This is a genomic window from Acetobacter orleanensis (assembly GCF_001581005.1).
GTDB classification, from domain to species: domain Bacteria; phylum Pseudomonadota; class Alphaproteobacteria; order Acetobacterales; family Acetobacteraceae; genus Acetobacter; species Acetobacter orleanensis.
Window position 1 is genome coordinate 117,796 of record NZ_LHZV01000064.1, and the last position, 20,880, is coordinate 138,675.

At 58.5% G+C, this 20,880-nt stretch carries 19 protein-coding genes and 1 tRNA gene; 15 read left to right on the plus strand and 5 right to left on the minus strand.

Annotated elements, in window-relative coordinates:
- Positions 1-23 precede the first annotated feature (23 nt).
- The 12 genes from AD949_RS09680 to AD949_RS09735 all read left to right on the plus strand — a co-directional run bounded on the left by AD949_RS09680 (position 24) and on the right by AD949_RS09735 (position 10,315).
- A complete protein-coding gene (locus AD949_RS09680) occupies positions 24-425 on the plus strand; it encodes a VOC family protein (RefSeq protein ID WP_048835040.1) in 402 nt (133 codons plus the stop codon).
- 58 nt (positions 426-483) lie between these two features.
- The gene (gene dapF / locus AD949_RS09685) at positions 484-1,296 is read left to right on the plus strand and encodes a diaminopimelate epimerase (RefSeq protein WP_048835041.1); all 813 of its coding nucleotides are present in this window, start codon (positions 484-486) and stop codon (positions 1,294-1,296) included.
- Entirely contained in the window at positions 1,293-2,537 is a 1,245-nt protein-coding gene (gene mtaB / locus AD949_RS09690; RefSeq protein WP_048835042.1) for a tRNA (N(6)-L-threonylcarbamoyladenosine(37)-C(2))-methylthiotransferase MtaB, read from the plus strand. The genes dapF and mtaB overlap by 4 nt, the downstream gene beginning before the upstream one ends.
- 1 nt (position 2,538) lies before the next feature.
- The gene (gene ftsY / locus AD949_RS09695; RefSeq protein ID WP_048835043.1) at positions 2,539-3,483 is read left to right on the plus strand and encodes a signal recognition particle-docking protein FtsY; all 945 of its coding nucleotides are present in this window, start codon (positions 2,539-2,541) and stop codon (positions 3,481-3,483) included.
- A gap of 133 nt (positions 3,484-3,616) precedes the next feature.
- On the plus strand, positions 3,617-3,916 hold the full coding sequence (locus tag AD949_RS09700) for an AtpZ/AtpI family protein (RefSeq protein ID WP_048835044.1): 300 nt from the start codon (positions 3,617-3,619) through the stop codon (positions 3,914-3,916).
- A gap of 58 nt (positions 3,917-3,974) precedes the next feature.
- Complete coding sequence (locus AD949_RS09705; protein WP_048835045.1) at positions 3,975-4,724, plus strand: F0F1 ATP synthase subunit A; 750 nt, start codon at positions 3,975-3,977, stop codon at positions 4,722-4,724.
- A gap of 53 nt (positions 4,725-4,777) precedes the next feature.
- Positions 4,778-5,002, plus strand: a complete 225-nt coding sequence (locus AD949_RS09710; protein WP_003624142.1) for an ATP synthase subunit C family protein — start codon at positions 4,778-4,780, stop codon at positions 5,000-5,002.
- Between the two features lie 48 nt (positions 5,003-5,050).
- A complete protein-coding gene (locus AD949_RS09715; RefSeq protein WP_082064614.1) occupies positions 5,051-5,632 on the plus strand; it encodes a F0F1 ATP synthase subunit B family protein in 582 nt (193 codons plus the stop codon).
- Positions 5,633-5,665: 33 nt separating this feature from the next.
- Positions 5,666-6,160, plus strand: a complete 495-nt coding sequence (gene atpF / locus AD949_RS09720) for a F0F1 ATP synthase subunit B (protein ID WP_048835086.1) — start codon at positions 5,666-5,668, stop codon at positions 6,158-6,160.
- Positions 6,161-6,185: 25 nt separating this feature from the next.
- Entirely contained in the window at positions 6,186-6,941 is a 756-nt protein-coding gene (locus tag AD949_RS09725; protein WP_048835047.1) for a glycosyltransferase family 2 protein, read from the plus strand.
- Positions 6,935-8,614: an ArnT family glycosyltransferase gene (locus AD949_RS09730; protein ID WP_048835048.1), complete on the plus strand. Its 1,680-nt coding sequence runs from the start codon at positions 6,935-6,937 to the stop codon at positions 8,612-8,614. Before AD949_RS09725 ends, AD949_RS09730 begins: the two co-directional genes overlap by 7 nt.
- A gap of 291 nt (positions 8,615-8,905) precedes the next feature.
- Positions 8,906-10,315 carry a hypothetical protein gene (locus AD949_RS09735; RefSeq protein ID WP_048835049.1) on the plus strand — a complete coding sequence of 470 codons (1,410 nt, stop codon included), beginning with the start codon at positions 8,906-8,908 and terminating at the stop codon, positions 10,313-10,315.
- A 164-nt stretch (positions 10,316-10,479) separates the two neighbouring features.
- Here AD949_RS09735 and AD949_RS09740 read toward each other — a convergent pair.
- Positions 10,480-10,555, minus strand: a tRNA-Thr gene (locus tag AD949_RS09740).
- 170 nt (positions 10,556-10,725) lie between these two features.
- Between AD949_RS09740 and AD949_RS09745 the strand changes: the two genes are divergently transcribed.
- The 3 genes from AD949_RS09745 to AD949_RS09755 are packed head-to-tail and all read left to right on the plus strand — an operon-like array spanning position 10,726 to position 14,621.
- Positions 10,726-12,207, plus strand: coding sequence for a paraquat-inducible protein A (locus AD949_RS09745; protein ID WP_048835050.1), 1,482 nt, complete (start codon positions 10,726-10,728; stop codon positions 12,205-12,207).
- Between the two features lie 44 nt (positions 12,208-12,251).
- A complete protein-coding gene (locus tag AD949_RS09750) occupies positions 12,252-13,907 on the plus strand; it encodes a PqiB family protein (protein WP_048835087.1) in 1,656 nt (551 codons plus the stop codon).
- A 3-nt stretch (positions 13,908-13,910) separates the two neighbouring features.
- Complete coding sequence (locus tag AD949_RS09755) at positions 13,911-14,621, plus strand: PqiC family protein (RefSeq protein WP_082064611.1); 711 nt, start codon at positions 13,911-13,913, stop codon at positions 14,619-14,621.
- Positions 14,622-14,713: 92 nt separating this feature from the next.
- Here the strand turns inward: AD949_RS09755 and purF are convergent, their stop codons facing one another.
- From purF to metH, 4 genes are all read right to left on the minus strand, one after another.
- Entirely contained in the window at positions 14,714-16,192 is a 1,479-nt protein-coding gene (gene purF, locus AD949_RS09760; RefSeq protein WP_048835051.1) for an amidophosphoribosyltransferase, read from the minus strand.
- Between the two features lie 46 nt (positions 16,193-16,238).
- On the minus strand, positions 16,239-16,763 hold the full coding sequence (locus tag AD949_RS09765) for a CvpA family protein (RefSeq protein WP_048835052.1): 525 nt from the start codon (positions 16,761-16,763) through the stop codon (positions 16,239-16,241).
- Positions 16,764-16,778: 15 nt separating this feature from the next.
- A complete protein-coding gene (locus tag AD949_RS09770) occupies positions 16,779-17,183 on the minus strand; it encodes a hypothetical protein (RefSeq protein WP_048835053.1) in 405 nt (134 codons plus the stop codon).
- Positions 17,184-17,334: 151 nt separating this feature from the next.
- Complete coding sequence (gene metH, locus AD949_RS09775; RefSeq protein WP_048835089.1) at positions 17,335-20,841, minus strand: methionine synthase; 3,507 nt, start codon at positions 20,839-20,841, stop codon at positions 17,335-17,337.
- Between the last annotated feature and the right edge of the window lie 39 nt (positions 20,842-20,880).

Consider the following 20,880-nt stretch of genomic DNA (forward strand, 5'->3'; position numbering starts at 1 on the left):
CCGATATCAGGGAGGACTGTGTTGTGGCGAAAATGATCCATTCCATGCTGCGTGTTCTGGATGAGCAGCGGGCGCTGGCGTTTTACGAAACCGCTTTTGGCCTCAAACCGGTGGAGCGGCTGGTGTTTGACAGCTTTACACTGATCTATCTGGCGAATGACGAGCAGACGTTTGAACTGGAGCTGACCATCAACCATGGCCGGACTGAACCCTATGCTCTGGGCGATGGCTACGGGCATCTGGCGGTTTCGGTGGATGATCTGGCGTCCGAGCACGCGCGGCTGGACGAGGCGGGCTTTTCCCCCACGCCCATTAAAACGCTGGAAGCCAATACGCGTATTATCGGCACCTTCTTTTTTCTGACCGATCCGGACGGATATAAAATTGAGGTGCTGAGCCGTGGTGAGCCGGGCCGTTTTCTTTGAGCCACACAGTTCTGCTCCGCAATGGCATTAGGGGCTGAACTGCCTTATAAGGCGCGCTATGCAGACCTCCTTTTACAAGATGCACGGGCTCGGGAATGATTTTGTCATTTTCGACGAGCGTGCCGGGCACCTCTCCCTCACCCCTGCGCGGATTGCAGCCCTTGCTGACCGCCGCAGAGGCGTTGGGTGTGACCAGTTGGTGACCTTGCGCCCAGCCTGTGCGGAGGGCGCGGATGTGTTTGTGCGCTTTTTCAACCCCGATGGGTCAGAGGCCGGAGCCTGCGGCAATGCGTCCCGTTGCGTGGCGGATCTGGTGTTCTGGCAGACCGGCAACCGTACCCCGGTGTTGCAGACGCGGGCAGGGACGCTACCGGCCCGCGTTGAGCAGGATGGTCTGGTGACAGTCGATATGGGCACCCCAAAACTGGATTGGCAGGCTGTGCCGCTTGCGGCGGAGATGGACACACTCCATCTGCCTCTGGCGGGAGACCCAGCCGCGGCGTCTATGGGGAACCCACACGCAACGTTTTTTGTGAAAGATTTTTCGATGCTCAGCCATGGCAGTGCGCTGGAGCATGACCCGCTCTTCCCTGACCGCGCCAATATTGGTTTCGCCCGCATAGACAGCCCGGAGCGCATACGCCTGAAAGTGCATGAGCGCGGGGCAGGAGTGACGGAAGCCTGCGGGTCCGGAGCCTGTGCTGCGGTGGTCAATGCTGTGCGGCGCGGGCTGGTGGCGCGTCGCTGCACCGTGGAACTGGATGGTGGCATTCTGGAAATCGAATGGGCAGAAAACGGCCATGTGCTGATGACAGGCCCAGCGGCGATGGCCTTTGAAGGTCGGGTGGATCTGGCCACCTACGCCCCATGACCCGCCCGGAAATTCTGACATTCGGCTGCCGGCTGAATACGTGGGAAAGCGAAGTCATGCGCGAGCATGCGGCGGCGCTGGAAGATGTAATTATCGTCAACACCTGCGCGGTAACGGGTGAGGCCGAGCGGCAGGCCCGTCAGGCTATCCGTCGCGCACACCGTGATAAGCCCGATGCCCGGATTGTGGTCACGGGCTGTGCCGCGCAGATCGACCCGGACCGCTGGGCCGCCCTGCCCGGTGTCACGCGCGTGCTGGGCAATGAGGAAAAGTTGAAGGCGGAAAGCTGGGCCCCTGCCGCCCTGAACGAGCCGCTCGCTGTGTCCGACATCATGGCCGCCAAGGAAACCGCCGCCCATTTGGTCACGGAGTTTGTAGGCCGGACACGGGCCTTTGTGCAGGTCCAGCAGGGGTGTGATCATCGCTGCACGTTCTGCATCATTCCCTTCGGGCGCGGGCCGTCCCGCTCCGCGCCGGTCGGGGTGGTGGTGGAGCAGGTGCGCGCCCTTGTCGAGTCGGGCTATCGGGAAGTCGTGCTGACGGGCGTGGACATGACCTCATGGGGGGGGGATCTGCCGGGTAAACCGACCCTCGGCCAGTTGTGCCGCCGGGTGCTGGGGCTGGTGCCGCAGCTTGAGCGGCTCCGCCTGTCCTCGGTCGATCCGGTGGAAATTGACGAGGATATCTGGCGGCTTCTGGAGCATGAGCCGCGCTTCATGCCGTATCTGCATCTCTCGCTTCAGGCTGGGTCGGACCTCATTCTCAAACGCATGAAGCGCCGCCATCTGGCGGAAGATGCCGCGCGGGTTATCGCGCGGGCGCGTGCCATGCGCCCCGATATTGGTATCGGCGCGGATGTGATTGCCGGGTTCCCCACGGAAGATGATGCACTGTTTGAAGAAACGCGCGCCTTTCTGGAAGCGCAGGGCGTGCCGTATCTGCATGTTTTTCCATACAGCGAGCGTCCGGGCACGCCTGCGGCGCGTATGCGGGCCGTGCCGGTGCCCGAGCGCAAGGCGCGGGCGGCTAGCCTGCGTGACGTCGGGGCGGTCGCGGCGGAACGCTATTATCAAAGTCTGCTGGGGCAGACTTTGCGTGTGCTGATGGAAACGCCCACATCCGGGCATAGCGAACAGTTTGCTCCAGTCCGTCTGGCGGACGGTGAGGCGGAAACGGGTGAGATTATCAGTCTGCGGGCTGTGGCGGTGGATGCCGCGGGCCTGCTGGCGGAAAGGGTTTGAGATGGCGCTAGGTTTTTTTTCACGCCTTAAGCAAGGGCTGTCCCGCTCAACGCAAAAGCTGGGCGGTGGGCTGACATCGGTTTTCACCAAGCGCAAGCTGGATGATGAGGCGTTGGAAGAACTGGAAGATCTGCTGATTACAGCAGACCTTGGCCCCAGCGTAGCGGAGAGGATTATCGACTCATTCCGCAGAACCCGTTTCGGCACGGAAGTGACGGATGAGGAAATCCGCAGTACGCTGGCCGATGAAATTGCCAGTGTGCTGGAGCCTGTCGCCATCCCCTTCACGCCGGACCCGGCCCATAAACCGCATGTGGTGCTGGTGGTGGGTGTGAATGGGGTGGGGAAAACCACCACAATCGGCAAAATGGCGCGCTACTTCACCGATCAGGGCAAAAAAGTCATGATGGTGGCGGGAGACACGTTCCGCGCCGCTGCCGTGGAGCAGTTGCAGGTGTGGGGTGAGCGGACGGGGTGTCCGGTTATTGCCGGTGCGCCGAATGCGGATGCGGCGGGTCTGGCCTTTGAAGGGCTGAAACGTGCAAAGGCGCAGGATGCTGATCTTCTGTTTGTGGATACGGCGGGCCGTCTGCACAACAAAAGCGCGCTGATGGAAGAGTTGGCCAAAATTATTCGCGTCATGCGGAAATTTGATGAGACAGCCCCGCATTCCGTCCTTCTGGTGCTGGACGCCACCACCGGGCAGAACGCCATGGAGCAGGTGCGTGTGTTCCGCGAACTGGTCAATGTGACCGGCCTCGTCGTCACCAAATTGGATGGTTCGGCTCGCGGCGGGATTGTCGTAGCGCTGGCCGATAGTTTCGGCTTGCCGGTGCATGCCGTGGGTGTGGGCGAGCAGGTGGAAGATCTGCGTGCTTTCTCCGCAAAGGATTTTGCCAAAGGGCTGGTCGGCACGCCGGACGCGGAGGCAGAAGGCGCATCCTGACGCAGGCGGAATAGTCCCGCTATGCGCTTTTTTTGCATGGGTGACGGATTTTCCGCTCAGTGCTACGGATGCTTCCTTGACAGGATATGGCAGCGCCGTTAGCAAGCGCCTGCACCCCTCTGGAGTGCGAAGTATGGGTGAAGACAGCGACGAGTCTTTCGCTAGGCGACTGAAAGAGGCGGAACGCCGCTCCGGTCGGGTAGAGGAAGCCGAAAAAGCCAGTAAAGCGGATAAGGATGAACAGTCCTTGCCAGCTCTGGCGCTCAGAGCCGGGACGGAAATGGTTTCCGCACTGGTGGTTGGGGTCGCGGTTGGCTGGGGGCTGGACCATTGGTTCCACACCCGCGCCATTTTCACGATCGTCTTCGCACTGATGGGTGGGAGTGCGGGAGTGCTGAATGTCTGGCGGCTGGTAAAGCCACCGGAGCAGTGAGTTGGAAAGCTGAAGGTCCGGCAGGATAGTCCGGGCACAGTGGAGTGGGAGAACGGTTTTGGCGGGCGGTTCCAGTATCGACGTACTTGGTCAGTTCGAGCTTCATCCCGTTCTTGGCGGGCTTGGTGAGGCACTGCGCTTCAGTCAGTCACCTCTCTACATGATCATGGCTGCGTGCCTTGTTCTGGCTTTCCTGTATTTCGGTATGCGTCCTGCCGCTGTAGTGCCGGGGCGTTTTCAGGCTGCCGCCGAGGTGTGCTACGAATTTATTCACAGCATGGCGGTTGATACGATCGGGCCGGAAGGCACAGCGTTTTTCCCGTTTATCTTCACGCTGTTCTTCTTCATTCTGGCGGGGAACTATATCGGCCTGCTGCCTTTCTCTTTCACTTTTACCAGTCATATTGCAGTAACGCTGGCTCTTGCGGTCATGGTTTTCCTGCTGACGGTCATCGTGTCGCTCAAGGTGCAGGGCTTCCGCTTTTTCGCGCACTTCATGCCGGCAGGGGCCAGCATGTTCCTCGCGCCGCTGCTGATCCCGATTGAGATCCTGTCCTTTCTCTCTCGCCCCGTGAGCCTGTCCATCCGACTGTTTGCAAATATGGTCGCCGGACACGTCATGTTCGAAATTTTCGCAAGCTTTGTCATCATGCTCGCCGGCTTTGGCGTCGTGGGTGATGTGTTTGCGATAGGGCCTATTGCCATTAACGTGGCGCTGGTGGCTCTTGAGTTGCTTGTTGGTGTGCTGCAGGCCTATGTGTTTGCCATTCTGACGTGCATCTACCTGCGGGAGGCCGTGGCTCACTGAGCTGCTTTGCCCGTTTCGTTTGAACTGTACTTTTTAACAAGGAAGTGACTGATATGGACATCGCTGCAGCCCGGGAAATCGGTGCAGGTATCGCCGTGATCGCCCTCGCCGGCGTTGGTATCGGCCTCGGCAACATCTTTTCAACGCTGGTGAGCAGCATTGCTCGTAACCCGGCTTCTCGTCCGCATGTGTTCGGTCTGGGCATGCTGGGCTTCGCGCTGACAGAAGCTATCGCGCTGTTCGCGCTTCTCATCGCGTTCCTGATCCTGTTCGTCTAATAAAACGGTAGGAAAAGGGAGGCTTTACCTGTGGGTGTCATGATGAAGATTGTCCGTGCCGGTTTACTCGCTACGGTATCCGGCGTGTCTCTTCTGGTAATGGCTGCACCTGGTGCACACGCCGCAGGGATGCCTCAGCTTGATTTTCACAACCCTCTGGTGACCGGTCAGGTCATCTGGGGGGGTGTGATCTTCCTTGGCTTTTATCTGGTATTGAGCCAGATCATGCTGCCGCGCGTTGGGCGGGTTCTGGAAGACCGGAGCAAGCGCATCTCGGGTGATCTCGATGTTGCACGCTCTGCCAAGCAGGATGCGGACAAAGCTGTGGCGGAACTCCAGCAGGCGCGTAAAGACGCCATGGCTGAAGCTCAGGCCAATCTGCAGAAAACGCTGGATGCTGAACAGCAGGCGGCGGATAAAAAGCTGGCGGACATCAACGCCCGTCTTTCAGCTGAAATTGCCGATGCTGAAAAACGTATTGCTGCCGAAAAAGCTCAGGCTTTCGGTACGCTCAAAGAAATTGCCGCGGATACCACCCAGGCGCTTGTAAGCCGCCTGACAGGTGTCACGCCCGACGCCCAGCTTGTGGCGCAGAAGGTTGACGGCGCGATCGCGCACCAGAATATCTGACCGGCTCCGGGAGAATTTATAGTCATGTCTGGCATTTTTCACGAAGCAGGTTTCTGGGTCGCTGTTTCTTTTGTTCTGTTCTTCGTCTTCTTTGGCCGTAAGGTCTGGGCGCCGATCACAACCATTCTGGACAGCCGCGCAGCGCGTATCCGGCATGAGTTGGACGAATCCGCTCAGTTGCGCCGGGAAGCCGAGCAGATGCTGGAAGATGCCACGCGTGAGCGTGAGCAGGCGCTGGTTGAAGCCAAAACCATGGTTGAACAGTCTCTGCATCATGCGGCCGTGTTGGCTGAAAAAGCCCGTGCGGAAGCAGAAGCTGCTGTAGAGCGCCACGAGCAGATGGCGCGTGACCGGATTGCTGCTGTAGAACGCGCGGCCATCAAGGAAGTGCGTCAGGCTGCGGTTGATGTGGCGATTGAAGCCGCGCGCGGTGTTCTGGGTCAGTCTCTCGACCAGCAGAAAGCCGAAGCACTGGTTGATCAGGCTATTGCGAACCTGCCGACCGCGCTCGCACGTCGTGCAGCCTGATCGCTCGTTTGCTGATTGATCTGGCTTGAACGCGCGCTCTTCTTCCCGGAATGCTGTCACTCCGGTTCTGAGTATCGTTATTGCCGTTCTGGATGAACGGGATAATCTCCCGTTTGTCTGTCAGGAACTGGCGGAGGCTCTCGAGCACCTGCCGGAAACTGAAGTTGTTTTTGTGGATGATGGCAGCCGGGATAATACCGTGGCCGTCCTCCAGAAAATGCGGGCCGAAGTTTTGCCCGGCCTGCGTGTTCTCTCCCATGATCATTGCTGTGGAAAATCCGCCGCTTTGCGCACCGGTATTACAGCCGCGCGTGGTGAATGGATTGCAACCATTGATGGTGATGGTCAGGATGACCCGCGTGAGCTGATTGATCTGCTCCGGCTGGCCCGTTCCGCCAACGGCACACCACCGCTGGTGGTGGGTGTCCGTAGGAAGCGGAAAGATGGTTGGTCCCGCCGGTTTGCTACCCGGTTTGCCAATGGTCTGCGCCGCCGCCTGCTGCGGGATGACTGCCCGGATACGGGCGCGCCTATCAAACTTTTCCAGCGGGAAGCGTTTTTGAAGCTGCCTCAGTTTGAGGGGCTGCACCGCTTCCTGCCTGCGCTGCTTGCGTCTTATGGCGTGCCGCTGCTGTGCCATCCGGTCAAGCATCGCCCCCGCCTGCATGGCCAGTCCAAATATACCAATTTCAACCGTGCGCTCGTGGGTATCCGCGATCTGCTGGGTGTCATCTGGCTGCGGAACCGTACCCGCCTGCCGCGTTCGGTTCGCGAATGCTAACTCCACGCTGGGGGCAGCGAAGCCTGTCCGGGCGTGCGCTGGCTTTGCTCGGTTTATTCGCGTTTTTCCTGTTTCTGCCCGGCCGGGCCTCCACCCCTCCGTTTGACCGTGATGAGCCGCGCTATATGGAAGCGACGGCCCAGATGCTGGAGAGCGGCAATTTTGTGGATGTCCGCTTTCAGGACAAGCCCCGCTATCTGCAACCCGCCGGAATTTACTGGCTGGAAGCGGCTTCCGTTGCCGCGACCGGCACGCTGAAAAGCCGCGCCGTGTGGGCCTACCGTCTGCCATCCCTGCTGGCGATGACAGCCTCTGTCGTGCTCACTGCTTGGATGGCGTCCGTCCTGTTTGGCGCGACTGCCGGGTTGGGGGCGGGGATGTTGCTGATGGTTTCTGTGCTGGTGACGGCAGAAAACCGGATGGGCACCATTGATTCCACCCTGCTGCTTACCGTTCTGCTCGCGCAAGCTGGCCTGTTACGGGCGCTGTGCGACCGTGAGGCGGGACGTGTCACACCTGTTAAGACGGCTCTGCTCTATTGGGGTGCTATCGGGTGCGGGCTGATGCTGAAGGGGCCGGTTATTCTCATTCCGTCTCTGGCAACCCCCCTCTGTCTTGCGGCTGTGGAACGGAATTTCAGTCTATGGCGCAGGCTCCGGCCTGTGTGGGGCTGGCTGGTGTCGCTCGCTATTCTGCTGCCGTGGTGCGTGGCGATTGGTGTGGTGAGCCACGGCGAGTTTTTCCGTCGTGCCGTGGGGACCAATTTTCTGGGTAAGGTCGCATCTGGCCAGCAGGCGCATGGTTTACCGCCCGGTTATCATCTGCTGGTTTTTCTCATCGCTTTCTGGCCGGGCTCTTTTTTCGCGGCGGCGGCGTTGCCTGCTGTCTGGAAAAATCGGGCACTTCTGCCCGTAAAATATCTGCTGTGCTGGATTATCCCGCATTGGGTGGTGTTTGAGGCGATTGCGACCAAACTCCCACATTACGTCCTGCCCACTTATCCGGCGATTGCCATCCTGACAGCGGGCATGCTTGCGCAGGGTTCCCCGGTCTGGGCTGGCTGGCCACGAGCCCTCTGGGCGCGCTTTGGGTTGGGGGTTTATGGCGTGTTGTGGGCCGTTGCCGGCGTTGCGCTGGCACTGGCAGGCCCCTTGCTGCTGTGGAAGCTGGAGCACGTCGTCTCCCCTGCTGCTCTCATTCTCACGGCGGGTAGCCTACCGCTGCTTGGGCTTTCCATATTTTTTATCTGGCGTTCGGAACTGCGTAAGGCTCTGTTGACGAGTGCCGCCTGCGCGATGCTGCTTTATACCGGGCTGTTTCTGGTTGTCGTGCCGCGCCTGCAAAGCATTTGGCTGGCACCGCGCCTGACAGCGCTGGCCCAGTCTCATCACCCTTGCGCCGAGATGGACGTCTCTTCGGTGTCCTTTTCAGAACCCAGTCTTGTGTTCCTGATGGGCGGTAAAGTGCATCTGGAAGGGCCGGAAGATGCAGCCCGCCGGATGCTAGGCAATGAATCCTGCGCTGTGGCTCTGGTTGATGTGCAGAAGAGCGAGGCTTTCTTAGCCTCTCTTGGCCCGGCCCGTAGCCGTGTGCGAACCTATGGATCTGTCACCGGCGTCAATTATTCCAACGGGCACCATCTGACAATCAGCCTGTATGGTTTTGGTCAATAAAAAGACGGCTTCAAAAAGATCATTGTTTGTAGACTATCCGGCCAGTAAGACGGTTTCTTCTTTTCCGGGGCGAAGAGACGCCATTTTTCTTTTTAAAGATGCCACTATAACCGGCTATTTCAAAATTTCGTAGTTGAGGGCAGACAGGGGCTTCTGGTGTTGAACAGGCGGCTTTGAGTTCTGACCCTGTGGCATTGGGACAAACAGGCCTCGTCGTCAGGCATAAAAGCTCCGCCAGATTGATCTGGGCGATTTTTAGAACGGTCTTTCAAATATCTGGATACGGACTCTATGGTGCAGGCGTTTTCATATCTGACAAAATTCTATGATCCGTTTTCAGGCGCCCTGAAATCCAGAGAGCAAGTCAGTGCTCTTTTTCAGGGATTTGGCATTTTTCTGGCTGTCATTCTGCTTTTTCTGACAACGTCAGGTGCCGTACAGACCATCTATTTTGAGCATGATGACTGGCCTTTTATGACCAGACTGCTGCCAGACATGGCGTCTTACACCTCGCCTTGGGACAAAACGCTGTTTGAAGGGCGGTGGGTAAACTGGTTCTGGTCTCTTGAGGCGCGGGCTTTGCCTGCCAGATTTTTATATTGCCTTTATATGCTCGGATATGGCCTGTTTTGCTGGCTTACTGCCTGTCTGCTGGTTTCAAAAATTTCCTACAGAATACTCCTTGCGTTCCTGCTGTTTTTTTCAGTTCCGTTTTCCATCCTCTCCCTTTGGCCCGCCACGTTGACGCCTATGGTGTGGCTGTCTGCCCTGTTCATATTTTCAGTTTTAACGCTGGGATTTAATTTCTTTCTCTTTTCACTTTATAATATTCTCATATTTCTAAGCTATTCACCCATGATTTCGTCAGTAACGCTTCTTGTTCTGGCAGTTTTTCCATTTTTCTGTCTGGAAATAGTCCTGTTTTACGGGCTGTCCTATCTTGCGGGTATTTTCACAAGCTTTTCTCTCAATAAGATTTTTCATGGGACATTTGGAATTGTTTTGGAAGGCTGGCGTCATCCGCATCCTCTCCATGGTCTGAGCGACCTCAAGATCAATAGCGTAAAAGTTTTCCAGTTCTGGCTTGAATCCCTCCAGACTTACGAAATGGAATTCGCCATTTCGTTTTTGCTCATTATTTCCGCTTTTTATTTCAATAGAAAAACGGTCATTCAATTCATTCTTGGCGTAGGCCTTGTTTTTCTGTGTGAGTCGCTGCTTCAGGTCTTTTCGGGGGCCGATAGTCCCGTCAGGTCAACGTACTGGATATGGTGCTTCTTTATTGGCTCCTTCGCTCTTTTCATCAGAACGGTTGAGCCTGACAGCAGACTGAAAGGGTGTGTTGTTCTTGCCGGGGCTTTGCCCATTCTGTGTAGCGGTGGTCTGCTCTGGTTTAAGACGATTCAGGGGTACGCGAAGGTTTCGCACTATGAATCTTATCTCAGGAACCGGATTGTATCGACTGGGGCGACCACGGTGTATGTGTGCGGCGATGTACAGACTGTGCCAGCGTTGAAATATCAGGCCTATCGCGCGGTGCGCTTAGCGATGTGGAAGCTGTATGCCATTAACCTGCGCCCCGGCCCGGATGCCGTGTGCAGCGCGGTTGCTTCCTCACCGTGGACGGATATTCAACTCATGCCGGACCATTCTGCGGTTGTGCGCTTTCCCGCTGGAACATTGGATACGGCGGCGTTCTGAGCCCACGTTTCCGGGGTTTGTACGGGCTCAATGCGGGGGGATTTTTCCCCCTATGCCGACAATGCCTGATCCCGGACGATACCTTGCGGTCTGGCGTAAATGCGTAAGGAGGCCCTGCATTCTTTGCGAGAGATAACTGTAATTTATTGTCGGGAGACTGAAAGTGGTGCCCGCTGGCGGATTCGAACCACCGGCCCCATCATTACGAATGACGTGCTCTACCAACTGAGCTAAGCGGGCATACTCACTTTCGAGGGGCTGGGTATCATAGCAGTTCAGGAAACGCAACGGGGGCGGGCGCGGAAATCAGAAGATATTTGCAGCCCGACGCACCCTGTGCGGACCCCGCATGGCTGCAATCTTATGGCATAGCTATTACGTTCAGGGGGTTTTCGTTCTAAGGTCACATCATGAGCGTGTCGCAATTTACCGCCCTGATGCGTGAAGCCGTGATGCCTGTTCAGGATACATCGGTGGATAACACCCGGCACGTTCAGGTTCTTGAAGGTGTTATGGAGTGTCCGTGTTGCGGGCTGACCCAAAAACTGCCGGAGCTTAAGCCCGGCACACAGGCGCGTTGCTCGCGCTGTAGCCAGTTACTTGACCGACGCAATAAAACTGCGCCCATCGCAACACCTCTGGCCTTCTGCGTTACGTCCGCCGCGCTGTATGTGGCCATGCTATTTTCTACCCTCATGATGCTGGATTTGTACGGTCGGCAGCGTACGGTGGACATCATCACCGGTCCGATTGAACTCCTGCATGAAGGCTGGGGCGAGGTTGGTATTCTGGTGGCCATTGCTACCGTTCTGGCCCCCGGCATTGTTATCGCCATGATGGGGATGATCCTCACCGCGTCCCTTCGGCCAAACCTACCCGCATGGGTGCCTCATCTGATGAAGTGGTATGAGGTGCTGCGCCCGTGGTCCATGGTGGAAGTCTATATTCTGGGCGTCTTTGTGGCCTATACCAAGCTGGTGGATCTGGCGTTTGTGGAGGTCGGGGCGGCGGTCTATCTGGTAGCCGGGCTGATGGTCTCCATGGCCGCGACGGACGCCACGCTGGATACGGAAATCATCTGGCGGCATCGCAAGATTGATACGTTCATGCGGCCTATGAGCGGCCCACGCCTACCGCTGACCTTTGTAGCCGTGGATGCGCAGGACCCTCTGACTCCTTCCGCCAATCGGGTCTCCTGCCTGTCCTGTGGTCTGGTGCTGGAGTTTGACCATCCTATCAAACCTACGGAGCCGTCAGGCTACTGCCCCCGGTGCGGGCATGTGGTGCGGCACCGCAAGGCGAACAGCATGAGCCGCTCGGTGGCGTTGCTGGTGTCTGCCATTGTGTTCTATCTACCAGCCAATATTTATCCAGTCATGACAGTTATTCGCATGGGGGCCGGGACCGGCCATACCATTGTGGAAGGGGCGATAGAACTGTGGGTGGACGGGATGATCCCTCTTTCCCTGCTTGTGATATTTGCCAGTGTGACCGTGCCGGTGCTTAAAGTGATTGGCCTGTCTTATATGGTGGAGACAACACGGCATAAGTCGCACAGGCATCTGCGGTTTAAATCCAAAGTCTATCGGGTGATTGATATTATCGGTCGATGGTCGATGATTGACGTGTTTATGGTTTCTATTCTTGTCGCAATGGTGCGTTTTAACCATATGGCAAGTATTACAGCCAATGGCGGGATGGTTTGTTTTGCCGCTGTTGTGGTGTTGACAATTTTTGCGGTCCACACATTTGACCCGCGTTTAATGTGGGATGCCGCAGGTAAAAATGGGGATGCAGCACTTGCCCGCACTGGCGGCAGGCGCCGCAAGCGTGGTCAAACCGCTACGCAGACCAGTGGATATCAGGATAACATGGAGCCGGACAGGGCGTGAACGGACAGAATCATCATCAGTCTCCCGACGAACAGGACAGCACCATGCCGGATGCTGTCGTGCGTCGTATCCGGTTTTCCATTATCTGGATTATTCCCATCATATCCGTGTTGATTGCGGGCTTTCTGATCTGGAAAAGCTTTGCCAATGACGGGCCGGAAATCACGGTCATGTTTGACACAGCCGATGGCCTGACCAGTGGCCAGACGCAGGTGAAGAACAAGGCTGTGGTGCTGGGCACCGTGCAAGGCATTTCCCTGACGGATGACCTGCGGCATGTGAATGTCCGCATCCGCATGAACGCCGGGTCCAGCCCCATGCTGACAGATAAGGCCCGCTTCTGGGTGGTGCGCCCGCGCATTAACGGGGCCAGCATTACCGGGCTGGAAACGCTGATGTCTGGCGCATATATCGCGTTTGACCCCGGCCCGGACGGCAAGGAAGCTGATAAGGGACACCGCAAGACGGACTTCCGGGGCTTAGAAGCGCCTCCCGGCGTCCGGTCAGACCAGCCGGGCCGTACCTATACGCTGATTACACCCACCATCGGGTCTATTGGGCAAGGGGCACCTGTCTTCTTCCGTGATGTGGATGTGGGAGAAGTGCTCGGCTACACCATGCCACCGGGGGGTAGTGGCCCCATTCTGATCCAGCTTTTTGTGCGGGAACCTTATGACCATTACCTGTATCCGGACACCCGGTTCTGGAACGTGTCCGGTGTGCAGGTCGGGTTTGGGGCTGGTGGCCTGAAAGTGCAGATGCAGTCTCTTCAGGCGCTGTTCTCTGGTGGGGTGGCCTTTGGCCTGCCGCGCGACAAGGACAGAACATCAGGGGACGAAGCCCCGGCTGATACGGTCTTCAAACTGTATGACAGTCAGGCTGATGCTGAAAGTGCGGGCTACCACGAGCGCGTACCACTGGCCACGTATGTGACCTCCTCCGTCAAAGGGCTGGCACCGGGCAGTCAGGTGACCATGTTCGGGATTCAGATTGGCAGCGTGACGAGCGTGAAGCTTGATCTGGACCAGAAGGCTGGTCATCCGCGCGTGCGCATCGGGATGCAGATCCAGCCGGAACGGGTGCTGTCCGCCAGTGAAATTCGCCACGGTGCGCTGATTGATACGTTCCGTACACTTGTCGCCAACGGTCTGCGGGCTTCGACGGACAGCGCCAGCCTGTTGACGGGCGAGAGCATGATTGCACTCAATTTTGTGAAAAATCCGCCGCCTGCCACCACTTCTATGGAAGGGCAGACGCTGGTTATCCCCAGTCAGGCTGGCGGGATGAGCGGCATTATGGACTCCCTCTCCACCGTGGCTTCCCGTCTGGCGGCCATGCCGTTTGAGCAGATTGGGGTGAACGCCAACAGCTTGCTGGCTAATGCGGACAAAACGCTGACCAGCCCAGAAGTCAAGCAGTCTCTGGTTAGCCTGAAAGAGTCCCTGAAAAACCTTCAGGCCATGAGCACGCAGTTGCAGCATGGCATGGGGCCGCTAATGCAACGCCTGCCGGAAATGACCAATCAGCTTGACCAGACTCTACAAAATGCCAACCGCCTGCTGGCAGGCTATGGTGGGAACAGTGATTTCCATCGGAATCTTCAGGGCATGGTCATCCAGCTTGGGCAGGCCGCGCGGTCTCTGCGCTTCCTGTCCGAGTTCCTGACCAACCATCCCACCGCGCTGATATCGGGACGATAAAGCATGACGCTCTCTTCTTCCTCACGCCGCCTTCAGGCGTCGCTTCCCCGTCGTAATCTGTTGCTGGGGGCTATCGGGCTGGGTGTGATGGCGACAACGCTCACGGCCTGCTCCAGCGGAGCGGGGCCGACGCTCTACACGCTCTCCGTTGTGCCGGGGCAACCCGCGCCGGGTGGCCCGCGCTTTGTTGAAGTGCGGCAACCCACCATTGCCTCCGGGCTGGACCGGGACCGTATTGTAACGGCAGATACCGGCTACAAGCTGACGGTTTCACCCAATGATGCGTGGGGGGATTCTCTGGCCGGGCAGATTAGCCGCACTCTGGCGGGGGATCTGGCCCAGCGCCTGCCGGGCACCAGTGTCTTTGCGGAAAATGATGCTGTCTCGACCGAGCCTCAGGCTTATGTGGAACTGTCCGTCACACGCTTCTCCGCCGGTCCGTCCGGCGCGGTGCAGATTGAGGCCGCGCTGTCTGTTAAGGGCGCGCAGGCCGGTGCGCCAGATACCAGCGGTCAGTTTTATATGCAGCGTGTGCTTGTGCAGGCTCCGGCGGCTTCTCTTGGAACTATGGGGATGGTGCAGGCGCTGAGCCAGCTTCTTGGTCAGATTGCAGATCAGGCCGCCACCCAGTTGCGGATGATGCCGCCTGCGCCACTGGGTGCCAGTGCAGAGCCAACACCGGAGTCTGTACCGAAATCGCGGCATCCGAGATAAAACCCGCCCCAGCCAAACCTAAAAAGGCTTGGCGAGGCAGGCATAAAAAAGGCGGCCCGGAATGGGGCCGCCTTTTTTGTTTTGGATCAGCTTCAGGCTGAGTCGGCGCCGAATTCCCGATCATGGTCGATCAGCGGAATCGGGTAGTCCCCGGTAAAGCAGGCATCGCAATAGCGCGTACGGTAGGCATCCCGGCTTTCATGGCCCATGGCGCGGTAGAGGCCGTCCAGCGAGATAAAGGCCAGACTGTCCACACCAATCAGTTTCGCCATCGTGGCAACGTCATGCTGCGCGGCCAGCAGGTGGCTCCGCTCTGGCGTGTCGATCCCATAGAAGCAGGAATGTTTGGTAGGCGGGGAGGAGATGCGCATATGCACCTCCTTGGCACCAGCAGCGCGCACCATGTCCACAATCTTGCGGGACGTTGTGCCACGCACAATGGAGTCGTCCACCAGAATAACCCGCTTGCCATCCAGCGCCGGGCGATTGGTGGAGTGCTTCATTTTCACACCGAGATTCCGGATATGGTCCGTAGGTTCAATGAAGGTGCGGCCGACATAATGATTACGGATAATGCCTAGCTCAAACGGAATACCACTGGCTTCCGCATAACCCATGGCGGACGGCACGCCGGAATCCGGCACCGGCACCACAACATCGGCCTCTACGCCGCTTTCATGCGCCAGTTCTTTGCCGATCTGCTTGCGCACGGCATACACTGGCAGGCCTTCGAGCACGGAATCCGGACGGGCGAAGTAGATATATTCAAACACGCAGAAATGCGGTTTGGTCTCACCAAACGGACGCAGGGAGCGGATGCCGTCATCGGTGATAATCACCAGTTCTCCGGCTTCCACATCGCGCACAAACTCGGCGCCGATAATGTCCAGACCACAGGTTTCAGACGCCAGAACCCAGCTTCCGTCCTTGCCGTCCTCGCCCGGCAGGCGGCCCAGCACCAGCGGGCGCACACCCATGGGGTCGCGCACGCCCATCAGGGCGTCCTCGGTCAGCACGACCAGAGAATAGGCGCCTGTTACGCGCTTGAGCGCGTCAATCAGCCGGTCTTCCACTGTGGCGTAGAGAGAGATGGCAATCAGATGGATAAAGACTTCCGTATCCATGGTGGACTGAAACAGGCAGCCACGGCGGATAAGCTGCTCACGCAGGGAATCGGCATTGGTCAGATTGCCGTTATGCGCCACGGCCAGACCACCAAAAGCGAAGTCTCCAAACAGAGGCTGCACATTGCGCAGGAGCGTGGCCCCTGTGGTGGCGTAGCGGTTGTGGCCAATGGCGCGATCCCCTTTCAGGGTCGCCATGACGCGGGGGTCGTTAAAGACATCTCCCACCAGCCCCAGCCCACGGTGGGAGTGGAAGTGGCCATCATAGGAGACAATACCGGCGGCTTCCTGCCCCCGGTGTTGCAGGGCGTGGAGGCCAAGCGCCGTCAGTGCGGCGGCATCCTTGGCATTCCAGATACCAAAGACGGCGCATTCTTCATGAAAATGGTCGTCATCATGGCAAGCCGCACCCGCAGGTGCGTCAGGGAGGGTCGGGTGGGAGAGCATCGGTGCGCAGGGCCTCCGCAAGTAGCCGGCATAGGGCCGCAAGAGATCACAAGGTGGCGTCATGACCCGTGGAGAGATTTGGTGCAACCCCTTTCGCACTGAAAACCGGCAGGAAAGGTTGGATATAGGCTGCACCAGCGCGAATATAAGGGGTCAGTCGTCCATTTGCCTCAAGGCTGGCCATATCTTCCGGCATCATCAGCCACTGGGCAGCCAGAAAAATCAGCACAACAAGTAAGCCGCCCCGTATGACGCCAAAGCCACACCCCAGTGTGCGGTCCAGCCCGCTGAGGGCTGTCAGATGCACCAGTCGGACAATGATGCTCGAAAGCAGGGATACAGCAATCAGCAGGCCGATCAGCAGAATGGCAAAGGCGGCGGCACCCGCAGCGAGATGGTTGAAGAGGTAGGGTTGCGTCCATGGAATCAGCAGCGGGTAAAACCGGCAGGCCAGCAGGATAGCCAGTATCCATCCGCCAAGGCCTAGCGCCTGCCGGGTAAAGCCGCGCCAGAAACCGTGCAGGGCGGAAAGACCCACAATCACAAGGGCAATACTATCAATGGCCGCCATCGGGGCTTTGGTCTTTCAGGGAAGCTTGCTGGTGGAAATCCGCCATGGGCGGGCGACTTTCCCGTTCAGCTTCTTGCGGTGCGGTGGCTGATTGAGGCGCAGGAACACTTCCCCGATTTCAATGCGGCGCAGCAGTTCCGTCCAGACATCATTCGGGTCCACCCCTTCCTCGGCCCAAACGGCTTCGAGGCTGCGCAGGAAGGTCGCACTCTCCCGAATAATGTCGGGATGGTTGCGTGCGATAAAGGCCGCAGTGCACGCCATGGCATGTTGCCCCATGGTTTGGCCCAGCCGCTTGATAACAGCCTGCTGCTGGGCTGGCCGTGCGGCTTCTGAGGCGGCCGTGCGGGGGTGCGCCGCAGCAGAGGTCTGCCCGGAAGCAAGAGGATGGCGGGCTTTGGGGTCAGACGCGTACGGCATTCCGTGATGATGGGCAGGAGATGCGGCACTGGTCAACCTTGGATGAAAAAATCGCACTCCACCGGTGTCGTTGGGGCGTGGGAGATAGCTAGCCTCTGGGTGCCCGGCGCCCCTTGACCAGAAGGGCGTTGCAGAGTTGGGCGCGTGTTTGTCAGATCGTGAAATATTTTGCGTGCTTGTTGAGGACAACTAGCGCGGAGGTGGACTGTTCAGGGTGGAGTTGGTCTCCATCTGTCAAGGAAACCCCAATCCGTTCCGCATCCAGCAAGCGCAGAATGGGGTGCTGGTCTTCCAGACGCGGGCAGGCCGGATAGCCAAAAGAATAGCGCGACCCGCGATAGCCTTGCTGGAGCAGGGTATCCATATCCCGCGCATCCTCTCCGGCAAATCCCAGCTCAGACCGGATGCGCTTGTGGGTATATTCCGCCATGGCTTCCGCCATTTCGACGGAAAGACCATGCAGATACAGATAATCCTGATAGCGGTTTTCTTCAAACCAGTCGCGCGCCATGTCGGAGGCTTTCTGCCCGACGGTGACAACCTGTAAGCCGACCACATCGCGCTCGGCATCATGAATGTCCCGCACGAAGTCGGCAATGCACTCCCCATCGTCACGTGGCTGGCGCGGCAGGGTGAAGCGAGCGGCTTCCGTGGTGCCGTCTTCTTCAAACAGCACGAGGTCATTCCCGTCGCCTGCGGCTTTCCAGTATCCGTAGGATGCCTGCGGGTTCAGGATGGTCTCTTTCGCCGTCAGATCCAGCATGCGGCGCAGAATGGGGCGCAGGTCCTGCTTGGCCCATTTCAGGAACTCTTCGAGCGAGCGCCCCTGTTTGCGGAAGCCCCACTGAAACTGATAGAGCGCGCGCTCGTTCAGGAACGGCAAAATGGCTTCTGGTGTGGCTGTCAGTACACGAGACCCCCAGAAGGGCGGGGTCAGCGTCTGTTCATCCGCCGTCATGCGTGCGCGGCGGAGGCGGGCGGCTTCCGGGTCGATCGGAGTGAAACCACGGGTTTCGGCTTGTTCCGGCGCACGGGCATTGCGCCGGGTGGCTTTGCCTTCGCGCTTTTTGCCCACAGCGGCCAGATAGTCGTCAAAGCCTTTCTGCGCGATCTGGTCCATCAGCGTCAGGCCGTCAAACGCATCCCGCGCATAGGCCACGCGCCCGGTGGGGGCGTAGGCGGCCACGCAGTCTTCTTCCACATAGTTGCGGGTCAGGGCCGCACCGCCCAGCAGCACCGGCACATCCAGCCCCGCACGGGAGATTTCTTCCAGATTCTCCCGCATGATGACGGTGGACTTCACCAGCAGGCCAGACATGCCAATGGCGTCGGCTTTTTCCGCACGAGCAGATTCAATCATGTCGGCCACAGGCACCTTGATACCAAGATTGACCACGCGATAGCCGTTGTTGGTCAGAATGATATCAACCAGATTTTTGCCGATGTCATGCACGTCGCCTTTCACGGTGGCGAGCACGATGGTGCCGCGCTGCTGGCCTTCCGCGCGTTCCATATGCGGTTCCAGATGCGCGACAGCGGCTTTCATGGTCTCGGCGGATTGCAGCACAAACGGGAGCTGCATCTTGCCGGAGCCGAACAGTTCGCCCACCACCTTCATGCCGTCCAGCAGCACGGTATTGATAATCTCCAGCGGCGGCATCTTGGCCATCGCTTCATCAAGGTCCGCTTCCAGCCCCTTGCGGTCCCCGTCCACAATGCGGTCTTTCAGGCGTTCTTCCACAGTCTCGGCGCGTTTGCGCTGCACAGCTTCGGAGGCTTTACGGTCAGCAAACAGGGCCAGCAGCTTTTGCAGCGGGTCGTAGTCTTCTGTCCGGCGGTCAAAAATCAGGTCTTCCGCGACTTTCACTTCTTCCGGTGCAATCATGTGCAGAGGGCGGATTTTGGACACATGCACAATGGCTGCGGTCATGCCCGCTTTCACCGCATGATCCAGATAAACGGAGTTCAGCACGGCACGGGCCGCCGGGTTCAGTCCGAAGGAGATGTTGGACAGACCCAGCACAATCTGGATATCGGGGAAGGCCTCGCGGATCATGCGGATGCCTTCCAGCGTCCACAGGCCCAGCTTGCGGTCATCCTCCGCACCCGTGGCGATGGTGAAGGTCAGCGGATCAATCATCAGATCCGACTGAGGTAGACCGTATTTTTCGCAGGCAAACTCTACAAGGCGCGTGGCAATGCGCAGCTTGTCTTCCGGGCGGCGTGCCATGCCGACTTCATCAATTGTCAGCGCCACCACCGCCGCACCAAACTTGCGGGCCAGCGTCATGCGGTCCGATGCCGGGCCTTCTCCATCTTCAAAATTGATGGAGTTGATGATGGGTTTGCCGCCATGCAGCTTCAGCGCGGCCTCAATCACCGGGGTTTCGGTGGAATCAATCACCAGCGGCGCGTTGACGGAGGAGGTGAAGCGTTTGATGACCTCATCCATCTCCGCCCGCTCGTTCCGGCCGACAAAGGCGGTGCAGATGTCCAGCGCGTTGGAGCCTTCGCCGGTCTGTTCACGCCCTAGAGCAACGCAGCCGTCCCAGTCATGCGCTTCCTGAAGTTCGCGCCATTTTTTGGAGCCGTTGGCGTTACAGCGCTCGCCGATGGAGAAATAGGCGTTTTCCTGCCGCAGGGGCACCTGCGTGTACAGGCTTGCAACAGAGGGAATCCACACGGATTTTTTCGGCACAGGGGCCGGGCGGTGCTGCCCGGTGCCTTCCGCACGGCGGCGCAGCATGGCGTCCAGCGCCGCAATATGCGGGGTGGAGGTGCCACAGCAGCCGCCCACCATGTTCAGCCCGTCTTCCACAATAAAGCGTTCGACCCATGTGGCCATATCTTCCGGGGAGAGCGGGTAGTGGGTCTGTCCATCCACCAGTTCCGGCAGCCCAGCGTTGGGTTGGACGGAAATCAGACGGGGCCAGTTTTCAGCTAGCCAGCGGACATGCTCCGCCATTTCCTGCGGGCCGGTGGCACAGTTCAGCCCCATCAGATCCACATCCAGACTGTGGATGACGGTGGCGGCGGCGGCAATGTCCGGGCCGACCAGCAGCGTGCCGGTGGTCTCGACCGTGACCTGCACGAAGATCGGCGTGGTGGTGCCCATTTCCGCACGGGCGATTTTCATGCCGTTGACGGCGGCCTTGATCTGGAGCGTGTCCTGACAGGTTTCAATCAGGATCGCATCCACGCCGCCTTCAATCAGGCCGCGTCCTTGCTCGGCAAGGGCGGCTTCCAGCGTGTCATAATCCACATTCCCTAGAGACGGTAGCTTGGTGCCCGGCCCCACGGACCCCACAACATAGCGGGTGCGGCCATCGGCAAAGCTTTCCGCCGCCTCTCGCGCCAGAATGGCGGAATTGCGGTTGATCTCGCGTGTCTTGTCAGCCAGATCGAATTCACTCAGAGTAATGGGAGAGCCACCAAAGGTATTGGTTTCCACCATATCCGCGCCGGCTTCAAAATAGCCGCGATGGATTTCCCGGATCAGTTCAGGGCGCGAGAGTGTCAGGATTTCAGTACAGTTTTCCTGCCCCCAGTAATCCCGTTTCAGGTCCAGATCGAGCATCTGAATGCGTGATCCCATGCCTCCGTCACACAGCAGGACCTGATTGCGCAGAGCATCGAGAAGGGGAAGACGAGCAGACATGGCACCCATAAATTACAAAAAACGGGAAGAGGAACCCCA